The following is an 11309-nucleotide window of genomic DNA, read 5'->3' as shown; positions in this document are numbered from 1 at the left end:
TACGACCTCTATCTATACAATTATTATCCCATATGAAAGTGGGATTGAGAATAAAAAGTAGTATTTATTACTACAACTACATTATACGAGGAGGAAAAGATGAATAAATCTGAATTATTAACTAGTATAGCTAAAAAAAGTGAGCTATCAAAAGTAGAAAGCGAAAGAGCTTTAAACGCATTCATTAAAACTGTTGAAGAAACATTAGCAAAAGGTGAAAAAGTACAATTAGTAGGATTTGGTACATTTGAATCAAGAGAAAGAAAAGCTCGTGAAGGAAGAAACCCAAGAAATCCTGAAGAAAAAATTCAAATTCCTGCATCAAATGCGCCTGTATTTAAAGCTGGTAAATCTTTAAAAGAAGCAGTTAACCAAAAAAAGAGTAAATAGTTTATAAATCAGGCCTATGGCCTGATTTTTTTATTTATTAAATTTTTAATTATCAAAGAAAGATTGATTATGATTTACGATTTTTATATTAACAAAGACATAAAGGATAGATTTAGAATTTTATCGGATGATGAGCTTATTTATTCTGGATACAAGGAAGGAAATAGTACCTCGTTTTTTGATGCATTCATTGGGTCAAGCTTTGACAAGGGCTCAAATTTTGTGTTTTACGATGAAAACCAAGATGTCGTGATGAAGGTTGAGCGTATTTTTTATGATAATAACAAAAAATACGTAATAAATTCCAAGAATGTCAATTTTAGATTAGAGTCTGACATGTCTAACACTATTAAATACGACAACGACAAAGTAATTGATATTTCTGATTTTAAACATATCAATGTACTAGATTTTGGCAATATAGAATTAAACAAGAAAGGTTTCAGCATCTACGAAAAGTTTACATTGGATGTAAAGGATGAAAAATACACATTCGTTGTCATTGCTGTGGCTTTGTTTATATGGGATGTATATATTAAAGAAAGATTAGGATTTATAAAATAATGAGTAAAACGGATTTTTTTGTAAAAAATTTTGGTAGCAGAAGTGATGCTAAGAAGAAAATCATTTCTATTTTGTTGGCTAACTTATTGGCTGCCGTTGCAATTGACTTTTTCTTCAGTCAAAAGAACTTTCTAAGTGGAGGTTCTACTGGTATTGGATTGTTGGTTCAATATATGACTGGAATTCCTACAGGAGTTACAGTGTTCTTGCTTAATATTCCAATTATGATTATTGGATACAAGTATTTAACTAGACAATTTGTAAATTACGCAGCGATTTCTACCATTGTGTTGTCAGTGTATTTGACATTGTTTCACTATCTTCCAAATCCATTTATCTTAAAAGATGATATGCTTGTAGCTGTGGTTGGTGGAGCGATAAATGGTACGTCGATGGGTACGCTTTTTAGATTTGGTACATGCAGTGGTGGTTTGGATATCATAGCTGCTATTATGAAAAACGAAAAAGATATCTCAATAGGAAATGTACTCATGGCTTGTAATGCAGTAATCATAGCTATAGGTAGTGCATTGTATGGTATTGATAAAGGATTTTATACTATTATTTCGATGTTTGTAGCTTACAGAGTTTTGGATAAAATAGAATTGGGAATAGGTGAAACTAAACAAGTTTTTGTAATAACTTCGAAAAACGAAGAAGTTGCAAATATTATTATGCAAGATATGAATCGTGGTGTCACTTTCTTACACGGAGAAGGTGCTTATTTGAATAACGAACAAGATATAATATTCTGCGTTTTAAAGAGAGCACAAGTTGCTTATTTGAAGAAGAAATTGAAAAAGATTGACCCTCGTGCATTTATTACGGTAAATGACGCATACGAAGTATTAGGTAAAGGATTTGAAAGAGAAGAATATTAAGGAGTGGTATTATCAAAAACTTATTAATAGCACAATCAGGTGGACCGACATGTGCCATCAATGCAACATTGGCTGGTTGTTATAAAAAAGCAATTGAGCTAGGATTTGACAATGTGTACGGAGCTTTATACGGCGTTCAAGGATTGCTAGATTCCAAAATCATAGATATGAAAGCACAAATCAAAACAGATGAAGATTTGAACAGATTAAAAATCACTCCAGCAAGTGCATTGGGATCTTGTAGATATAAAGTAGACAGCGAAGAAAAACTTGCAAAAATCGTGGAAATTTTGAAATCATTTAACATTAATTATTTTATCTACATTGGTGGCAATGATTCAATGGACACAGTGTATCAATTATCCAAATACATCGAAAAAATTGGAGAAGATATTCATGTAATGGGCTCTCCGAAAACAATCGACAATGATTTATTTGGAACTGACCATACACCAGGATTTGGTTCTGCAGCGAAGTTTGTAGCAAATTCTGTCTATGAAATAGCTAAAGATGTCGAAATCTACGACTACAGAACTATAACTATTGTTGAAATCATGGGACGATACGCTGGATGGTTAACAGCAGCAGGAGCAATTTCTAAGAAACTTTGTAACCTTGGAGCAGATCTTGTGTATATAAGTGAAGATACATTTGAATTTGATAACCTAGTCAAGGAAATCAATGAAAACTTCAAAAGAACAGATAATATTTTGATTTTAGTAAGTGAAGGTATTAAAGATTCTTCCAATAACTTCATATCCAAAACATCTGGCAAGAAAGACAAGTTCGGCCATGCACAATTGCAAGGGCCATCTCACATAATCAGAGATAAATTAAAAGAAATTTACGATATGCCAATTAGAAGTATTGAACTGAACATACTTCAACGATGTGACATGTCATTTGCATCCAAGACAGACATTGAAGAATCATTTGAAGTTGGAGAATTTTCTGTAGAATGTGTAGAAAATCATTCAGGTAAAATGGTTGGAATCAAAAGAATTTCCAACAAACCTTACAAGACAGAATTCGAACTTGTCGATATAGAAAAAGTTGCCAACAAAACCAAAATGATAATTCCAAAATACACAGACAGCCATTTCCAAATCGACGACGAATTTATGGACTACATTCTTCCTTTAATCGAAGGAGAAATCGACGTAGAATACAAAAATGGAATAGCACAATACTTTGCATTCGACAAAGAAGATATTGTGAAATTGTAAAACAAAAGAGCAGAGTTGGTAATAATTCTGCTCTTTTTTAAAAAATTGTAAAAAACACTTTACAAAACAATATTATTGTGCTATCATAGAAAGGTAGTCGTGGTTCATTAGCTCAGATGGTAGAGCACCTGACTTTTAATCAGGGTGTCCCGGGTTCGAGTCCCGGATGAGCCACCAATAGCCGAGCTTTTGTAGCTCGGTTTTTTTAATTTGAGGTGAAAAATGTATTTAATTGTATCCGCATTGATATTATTATTTTTACTAATATCAATTTCGTACAAAATCAACATAGTACAATACGAAATAAAATCTGAAAAGATTGACCGTGATATGGACATATTATTCTTATCGGATCTTCATTCATGTGATTATGGAATAAATCAAAAGAAATTAATGGATAAAATAAAATCCTTTGATTGTGATGTCATTTTGTTGGGTGGAGATATTGTAGATGACAAATTAAAACCCCAAAAAGCATTTGAATTGCTGGAACAATTGCAACAACTAGGTAAGAAGATTTACTACGTTCATGGAAATCACGAAAAAAGAATAAAAAATCTGGATGAAATAGACATGGCAATCAAAAATTATGGTGTACAAATTCTAGATAATGAAGAAGTGTTCTTATCGAACAACATTAAACTTATCGGAGTGGACGATTCATCTGGAGAAATCTTGGATGATTATGAGAATGAATTAGACAGATTAGATGAGAATTTGAATTCAGAAAATTTTAATATATGTTTGATTCACAAACCCGATTATTATTTCAAGAAAAATCTGAAAAAATTCGATTTGATGATATCGGGGCACACTCATGGAGGGCAATGGAGGCTTCCTTTTATATTAAATGGAATTATATCACCAGGACAAGGTTTATTTCCAAAATACGCAGGAGGAATGTACAACGACGATTATACGCTGGTAGTATCACGAGGACTTGCCAAGGAAAAGACCGTAGTTCCAAGGATATTTAATCGACCAGAAATCAATTTAATAAAAATTAAAATGTGATATTTATTTTTAGGAAAACACTTGACAAAAACGAAAAATAAGTATAATATTTAATTGTAAGGTACCTTAAAGATAATTATCAATAAATAAAAGAAAGGAATTAACATGGGAAAAAATATCAATAAAAAAATTAAAACAACTATTAAAGGAACATTATTACTTACTGGTCTTTTAATGATGGCACCGGTTTTGACACAAGCAAAATCTGCTGATAAACCACCAATCGAAGTACAATATGAACAACGAAAATATGTATCTATTATTCGAAGAAATGTTGGAGCAGAATATTGGTACGAAAATGCAGGTTATAAAGGTTATTTGCATAGATCTGCAAGACCTGCTTTTGAAGAAAATGGAGTTTTGTATTATAAATACTCTGGAAATGTTTATAGGTTTACAGGTGGTGGTCCTGGTCCGGGCGGAGGATATAGATATTAATGTAATAATTATGTGAAAAGTCGGTATTTGCCGACTTTTCACGAATATTTTAAATTAAAGGAGACAAAAATGTTTACTTACAAACTAAAAAAATTATACAGATACAGACTGTTTCCATTTTTGATTCTGTTTTCTATTACTATGGGTTTGGTTTCTTTTTTTATGCATTTTAATACAACAAACCATGCGTTTGATTTTCTCATTTCAAGCGATATGTCCATTTCTAATAATATCAGTTGGGATGAGTTAATTATCAAAAAAACTGATTGGAAGAAAATAACACCGGAAGGACCAGACAAAAAAAGCTACGAAGACCACAAGCAATACCTGATTGAAGGGAAAAATGTATTACAAAACTTGATGAAAGCTTATGGCCTTGATGAAAACTACAAGTACGATAAGTCTAATTATAATGAAAAGTATATCATAAAGTACACTAATGAATTGGATGCTCTGAATAATAAATACCATACAGATGAAAACATAGATAATCCTAAGGAGCTCAGGAGAGCTGTACTGAGTGGAGAAGGCTACATGAATTTCTTGAAAGAGAGAAACTCCGTAGAAGATAGATTGATTGACGAGAATGACAATCACAGTTTCAGCAAAGTAATATTTGATGAAGCTGGCGTGATTTTTGGAGCTGTGCCGATAATTCTGCTAGGATTTGTGATGATTTTCACAATGAGAGAAGATGATATAACCAGCGTAACATCGAATTCCAAAATAAAGGATGTAGCGAACAATTTTGGTATTATTATGTGTATGATTGTGATGTACATTTTCATTTCATTATTGACAGTGTTTGTGGCATCTTTAATAACTGGAAATGGTGTTGGGGACTTATCGTATCACTACGACTCTACATTTGTTATTAGGACTGTTCATGACAGGGGTGGTTCGATAAGAGAATACTCCTACGTTATGAGAACGCCTTTGTCCACATTTTTTAAGAGTGTATTTCCTTTTGCTTTGATCACTATGGCGTTTGGATTTGCGTTTTCTTTTGTTGATAAACTTATACAAGACACTAAAGTAAAGTACTTTACTTTGGTTTTAATAATGAGTTTGCTATTGGTTGATTTTAATTTCTTCAATCATGCATACAATCCTCTAAGCTTGTTCAAGTCGTTTTCGTTAAAACCTGTGATTGCTACAGTGGTTATGCTTTTGATAACAGCTATAGGCACGATTTTTTTGAACAGGAGAAAAGAATTCACATCTCATGATACATACAAAGATCGAAATGTATTCAACTTAAAAGGTTCCATTAAAAACCGTGTTCTATCATTTAATGGGTTTTTGATATTGTTTGTCGTGTGTGCTATTTTGGTTGGAAATATCTGCCTACAAAACAATTGGCATAATTTTAATTCAATTCAAACTAAAAACTATAACCATCTTAATTCTGCCTTAGAAAATTTGGTTTATAGGGATATTAATGAGATTAAGGCAAAGTACGGCAATAGCAAAAGGGCAAAGGAAATGATAGATTCTCATTCAGATGCTTTGGAATTTTACGAAAATGAGAACAAATACTTCGAAGCTTACGAAAATAGATACAAATCTCCCCAAAAGTTCAACAATATTAACAAGGAAAGGGTAACCGAATTTAATGTTGTTCTTCATGGTGGTTCAGCTAGTAAAACAACTGGAATGGTGGATGTATTCAACGATTTTGCACTTGAAGGAGCATTCTTCAAACAAAAATACATGATAACCAATAACATTAAGCCAACTGACAAATATTATATTCCGGAATTAGGAATTGATTATAATCCATTTGATGTGGATAGCTTCAAGGGAACTTTGCCTAAAATCAATTACTACATTACTCATGGTATATCAGAGAGAACAAATGCTTTTGGGATGTTACACGATTACTTCTATCTCAAGTTAAATGTGGTGATGATTGTATTTGCACTATTGTTGTTCACATCTACGATTATCAAATCGAATAAGCAGCTTGAACTTAAGTCTGTACTTCCTGTAAGTCGAACAAAATCGTACAAGTACAAGATTATAGAAAGCGTAATATATGCGATTGGTATCAACCTTGTTGCAACAGTAATATTATTCTTAGCTGGTGGTATTATGGGTGGATTTGGAGATGGTGATTTTCCGATTATTAATTATATTGTGGACGGTGGAATTATTTACTCAAATGTTGGTCCATTTCTGGTGTATATACTAGAATCTTTTACAATAACTGTGTTGTTTACGATATTTATCAGTATGTTTGTAAATTCTATGTACACTGCTACTAACAAACTATTTACGATATTAATATCTATAATTGCGTTTATTGTACCATTCACTGCATTAAAGTATATGGGAGTAATCGGATCTTTTGTTCCATTTAACTATGTGGATTCGGGATTTGTATCTACGGGATTTTTGTCGGCGTTGATAAGACAGAATTCTTACACGATGGTGATGGCTGTTGTAGTTCTTGTGATTAGTTCAATATTGTTTTATGTATTGGGCAGAGTTTCATTTGGCAGGAGGAAATAATGTTAGAAGTAGTAAATATTGAAAAAAGTTACGGAAAGAAAAAGATACTTCACGATATATCTTTTAGTATTGAAAAAGGACAAATCAAAGCTTTAGTAGGACCGAATGGCTCTGGTAAGACTACTTTGATGAATACTATGACCAATCTACTCAAAAGAGATGGCGGACAAGTTTTGGTAGACGGCAAAGAGTTTAAAGATGAGAAGATTTTTAATTATATTTCTTTTTTCAAAGATGAGAAAATCTTGGATGAAAACTTGTACGGCATGGATTATTTGAACTATATCAAAAATGTCTATAAAAGAACCAAGGATGATGTGGATAGGGTTATCAAAGAAATAGGAATTGAAAGTTTTGTAAAAAGCAAGACTGGTTCGTATTCTTTGGGGATGAAAAAGAAGCTGATGCTTGCGATGGATTTCTTGCCACAAAGAGATATTATATTGCTTGATGAACCGCTTTCTGGTCTTGATCCAACTAGCGTTATAAAGATGATGGCTCTTATAAAGAAGAAAGCAAAAGATGGGCAGGGAATTCTAATATCCAGTCACTCTTTAAACGATATCGATGAAATCACCAATAATATTTTGTTCTTAAAAGACGGCAAAATTTTGGAAGAAGTTTTGGAAAATGAAAAATTCATAGAGATTATCTCGAGCGATAACGAAAAATTATCATCTGTTTTGAAATCAAAGGGTTTTAATATGGATAAAAATATGATAAGCTTAAACAACAGTAGTATTAATGATATTTTGTCTGTTATTATAGAAAATAATATTGAGATTTTGGATATCAAAAGACGTTCGAAAACTTCTCAAGAACGATACAAAGAAATTTTTGGAATTTAAAATAAAAATATGCAAAAAACTAAGAATTTGTTTGACATATCATAATGTTAATGATAGAATATACAAGGATAAATAAGAATATCTTGTATATTCTTTTTTTATGCATAAAATAATTTCAGGAGGTGGAAAATTTGCCAACAATTAATCAATTAGTAAGACAAGGAAGAAAATCTAAAACTTACAAATCTGATTCACCAGCTTTGAGTCGTAACTTCAACAGCATCAAAAAAAGCTATACAGAAGCTAACTCTCCTCAAAAAAGAGGCGTATGTACTTCAGTAAGAACTATGACTCCTAAAAAGCCTAACTCAGCACTTCGTAAGGTTGCCAGAGTTCGTTTAACTAATGGTATGGAAGTTTTATCTTACATTCCAGGTATCGGACACAACCTACAAGAACACAGTGTTGTATTAATCAGAGGTGGTAGAGTAAAGGACTTACCAGGGGTAAGATACCACATTGTCAGAGGTGCTTTGGATACTGCAGCTGTTCAAAACAGAATGCAAGGTCGTTCAAAGTACGGTGCTAAGAAACCAAAGAAATAAAACAAAAACAAAAGGTATTAGTGTGAATAAAAGATTTTAATATACATTTATAGCACAGCGATGTAATTCGAGTACCTGAGAAATACTAAATAGTAAGGAGGGAAGCGAAGTGCCAAGAAAAGGACATGTTCAAAAAAGAGAGGTAATGCCAGATCCAGTTTACGATGATAAGACAGTTACTAAGCTTATCAACAACATTATGTTAGACGGAAAAAAAGGTACTGCCCAAAAAATTGTTTATGGTGCTTTTGATATTATCAAAGAAACTACAGGAGAAGACGCTCTTGAAGTATTCTACAAAGCAATGAACAATATTATGCCTATCTTAGAAGTTAAAACTAGAAGAATAGGTGGAGCTAACTACCAAGTTCCTATCGAAGTTAGACCAGAAAGAAGACAAACTTTAGGTTTGAGATGGTTAACAACTTATACAAGAGCTCGTGGTGAAAAAACTATGGTTGAAAAGTTAGCTAAAGAAATCATGGATGCAGCTAATAACACTGGTGCATCAGTTAAGAAGAGAGAAGACGTACACAAGATGGCTGAAGCTAATAAGGCTTTTGCACATTATAGATACTAATCTATCGGAAAGTAAGTAAGGAGAAAAAATGGCTAGACAAGTTTCATTAAAAGATACAAGAAACATTGGTATAATGGCCCATATTGATGCCGGTAAAACTACAGTTACTGAACGTATTTTATACTATTCAGGTAAAATCCATAAAATTGGGGACACTCATGATGGTGCCGCTCAAATGGACTGGATGGTTCAAGAACAAGAAAGAGGTATTACAATTACTTCTGCAGCAACAACTTGTTTCTGGAAAGGTAACAGAATCAATATTATCGATACACCGGGTCACGTTGACTTCACAGTTGAAGTAGAAAGATCTCTTAGAGTTCTTGACGGTTCAGTTGCTTTATTCGATGCGAAAAGCGGTGTAGAACCACAATCAGAAACTGTTTGGAGACAAGCTGATAAATATGGCGTACCAAGAATTTGCTTCATCAATAAAATGGATGCAACAGGCGCTGATTTCTTTATGTCTGTTGACACTATTAGAGAAAGATTGAGAGCAAATGCTGTACCTATCGAAATTCCTATCGGAGCTGAAGATAAATTCGTAGGTGTAGTTGATCTTATTACAATGAAAGCTAATATCTACAAAAACGAACTAGGAACAGAATTCACTGTTGAAGATATTCCAAGTGACTTAGTAGAAGTAGCTGAAAAATATAGAGCAGAATTATTAGAAAACATAGCAGAACACGATGAAGAGTTAATGGAAAAATACCTTGAAGGTGAAGAATTAACTGAAGAAGAAATCAAAAGAGCTATAAGAACTGCAACAATTGCTAACGCAATGAACCCAGTACTTTGTGGTTCTGCATATAAGAACAAAGGTGTTCAACCTTTATTGGACGCAATAGTTGATTATATGCCAGCGCCAACTGATGTACCAGATATCAAAGGTGTGGATCCTCAAACTGATGAGCCAACTACAAGAAAATCATCAGATGAAGAACCATTTGCTGCATTAGCATTCAAAATCGCAACTGACCCATATGTTGGTAAGCTTGCGTTCACAAGAATTTATTCAGGAAGTGTTGAGTCAGGAAGCTATGTTTACAACTCAACAAAAGGTAAGAGAGAAAGAATAGGTCGTATCTTAATGATGCACGCTAACAAGCGTGAAGAAATTGATAAAGCATACGCTGGAGACATCGTAGCTATTATCGGATTAAAAGATACAACAACTGGGGACACTTTATGTGATATGGATAGCGAAGTTATCCTTGAAAACATGGAATTCCCAGATCCAGTAATTTCGGTAGCAATCGAACCTAAAACAAAAGCAAGTCAAGAAAAAATGGGTATTGCTCTTGCAAAACTTGCAGAAGAAGACCCAACATTTAGAACATATACAGACGAAGAAACTGGCGATACTATAATCTCTGGTATGGGTGAACTTCACCTTGAAATTATCGTTGATAGACTTTTACGTGAATTCAAAGTAGAAGCTAATATCGGTAACCCACAAGTTGCTTACAGAGAATCAATCACTCAAGCAGCTGAAGCTCAAGGAAAATATGTTAAACAATCAGGTGGTCGTGGACAATACGGTGATTGTACTCTTAGAGTTGAACCACTTGACAATCCAGAAGAATCAAATGGTATCGAATTTGTTAATGCAATTGTCGGTGGTGCTATTCCAAAAGAATACATTCCATCAGTTCAAGCAGGTGCAGAAGAAGCAGCTCAAACAGGTATCTTAGGTGGATATCCAATGCTTGACATGAAGATTACTCTTTTAGATGGTTCTTACCACGATGTCGACTCATCAGAAATGGCATATAAAATTGCCGGTTCTATGGGCTTCAGAGCAGCAGTTGCAAAAGCAAAACCAATCTTATTGGAACCAGCGATGAAAGTTGAAATCACAACTCCAGATGAATACTTGGGAGATGTAATGGGAGACGTTTCATCAAGAAGAGGTAAGATTGACGGTATGAATCCTAAAAATGGTGTACACGTATTAGATGCGTTTATTCCATTGGCAGAAATGTTTGGATATGCAACAGACTTAAGATCAAAAACACAAGGTCGTGCAACATATTCAATGCAATTCGATCATTATGAACAAGTTCCTAACTCAATTTCAGAAGAAGTTATAGGAAAAAAGAATAATAAATAGGAGGCTTATAAATGAGTAAAGCTAAATTTGAAAGAAATAAACCACACGTAAACATTGGTACAATAGGTCACGTTGACCACGGTAAAACAACATTAACTGCAGCCGTAACACTTGTATTAAACAAGAGAATGGGCTCAGGAGAATTCGTAGACTACGCTAACATCGATAAAGCACCAGAAGAAAGAGAAAGAGG

General features: G+C 33.4%; 12 protein-coding genes and 1 tRNA gene. All 13 read left to right on the top strand.

Annotated features, from left to right (window positions below; translation table 11 throughout):
• Window positions 1-99 precede the first annotated feature (99 nt).
• Window positions 100-390, top strand: a complete 291-nt coding sequence (locus DES33_RS08905; RefSeq protein ID WP_110058754.1) for an HU family DNA-binding protein — start codon at window positions 100-102, stop codon at window positions 388-390.
• Between the two features lie 69 nt (window positions 391-459).
• Window positions 460-954, top strand: a complete 495-nt coding sequence (locus DES33_RS08900; RefSeq protein WP_110058753.1) for a hypothetical protein — start codon at window positions 460-462, stop codon at window positions 952-954.
• Complete coding sequence (locus DES33_RS08895; RefSeq protein ID WP_110058752.1) at window positions 954-1835, top strand: YitT family protein; 882 nt, start codon at window positions 954-956, stop codon at window positions 1833-1835. Before DES33_RS08900 ends, DES33_RS08895 begins: the two co-directional genes overlap by 1 nt.
• Window positions 1829-3061: a diphosphate--fructose-6-phosphate 1-phosphotransferase gene (locus DES33_RS08890; protein ID WP_316102608.1), complete on the top strand. Its 1233-nt coding sequence runs from the start codon at window positions 1829-1831 to the stop codon at window positions 3059-3061. The genes DES33_RS08895 and DES33_RS08890 overlap by 7 nt, the downstream gene beginning before the upstream one ends.
• A 101-nt stretch (window positions 3062-3162) precedes the next feature.
• Window positions 3163-3238: transfer RNA gene (locus DES33_RS08885), tRNA-Lys, on the top strand.
• A 45-nt stretch (window positions 3239-3283) separates the two neighbouring features.
• Entirely contained in the window at window positions 3284-4075 is a 792-nt protein-coding gene (locus DES33_RS08880) for a metallophosphoesterase (RefSeq protein ID WP_110058750.1), read from the top strand.
• Between the two features lie 105 nt (window positions 4076-4180).
• Entirely contained in the window at window positions 4181-4513 is a 333-nt protein-coding gene (locus tag DES33_RS08875; RefSeq protein ID WP_110058749.1) for a hypothetical protein, read from the top strand.
• Window positions 4514-4582: 69 nt separating this feature from the next.
• The gene (locus tag DES33_RS08870; protein WP_110058748.1) at window positions 4583-7027 is read left to right on the top strand and encodes a hypothetical protein; all 2445 of its coding nucleotides are present in this window, start codon (window positions 4583-4585) and stop codon (window positions 7025-7027) included.
• Window positions 7027-7875, top strand: coding sequence for an ABC transporter ATP-binding protein (locus DES33_RS08865; RefSeq protein WP_110058747.1), 849 nt, complete (start codon window positions 7027-7029; stop codon window positions 7873-7875). Before DES33_RS08870 ends, DES33_RS08865 begins: the two co-directional genes overlap by 1 nt.
• Window positions 7876-8006: 131 nt before the next feature.
• The gene (gene rpsL / locus DES33_RS08860; protein ID WP_002835374.1) at window positions 8007-8420 is read left to right on the top strand and encodes a 30S ribosomal protein S12; all 414 of its coding nucleotides are present in this window, start codon (window positions 8007-8009) and stop codon (window positions 8418-8420) included.
• 109 nt (window positions 8421-8529) lie between these two features.
• Window positions 8530-9000, top strand: coding sequence for a 30S ribosomal protein S7 (gene rpsG / locus DES33_RS08855; protein WP_002835373.1), 471 nt, complete (start codon window positions 8530-8532; stop codon window positions 8998-9000).
• A gap of 28 nt (window positions 9001-9028) precedes the next feature.
• Window positions 9029-11116 (top strand): elongation factor G, encoded by a 2088-nt coding sequence (fusA, locus tag DES33_RS08850; RefSeq protein WP_094224502.1) that lies wholly within the window; start codon window positions 9029-9031, stop codon window positions 11114-11116.
• A gap of 11 nt (window positions 11117-11127) precedes the next feature.
• On the top strand, window positions 11128-11309 hold a 182-nt coding region (locus DES33_RS08845), incomplete at its 3' end, for a GTP-binding protein (protein WP_249033634.1).

The organism is Finegoldia magna (genome assembly GCF_003182075.1).
GTDB classification, from domain to species: Bacteria; Bacillota; Clostridia; order Tissierellales; family Peptoniphilaceae; genus Finegoldia; species Finegoldia magna.
The sequence above is the reverse complement of the archived record's forward strand: the minus strand, read 5'-3'. Positions and strand labels throughout refer to the sequence as shown.

Bases quoted from the DNA above. Each gene is read 5' to 3' on its own strand.
- DES33_RS08905 (WP_110058754.1), top strand. From the start codon at position 100: ATGAATAAATCTGAATTATTAACTAGTATAGCTAAAAAAAGTGAGCTA.
- DES33_RS08900 (WP_110058753.1), top strand. From the start codon at position 460: ATGATTTACGATTTTTATATTAACAAAGACATAAAGGATAGATTTAGA.
- DES33_RS08895 (WP_110058752.1), top strand. From the start codon at position 954: ATGAGTAAAACGGATTTTTTTGTAAAAAATTTTGGTAGCAGAAGTGAT.
- DES33_RS08880 (WP_110058750.1), top strand. From the start codon at position 3,284: ATGTATTTAATTGTATCCGCATTGATATTATTATTTTTACTAATATCA.
- DES33_RS08875 (WP_110058749.1), top strand. From the start codon at position 4,181: ATGGGAAAAAATATCAATAAAAAAATTAAAACAACTATTAAAGGAACA.
- DES33_RS08870 (WP_110058748.1), top strand. From the start codon at position 4,583: ATGTTTACTTACAAACTAAAAAAATTATACAGATACAGACTGTTTCCA.
- DES33_RS08865 (WP_110058747.1), top strand. From the start codon at position 7,027: ATGTTAGAAGTAGTAAATATTGAAAAAAGTTACGGAAAGAAAAAGATA.
- fusA (WP_094224502.1), top strand. From the start codon at position 9,029: ATGGCTAGACAAGTTTCATTAAAAGATACAAGAAACATTGGTATAATG.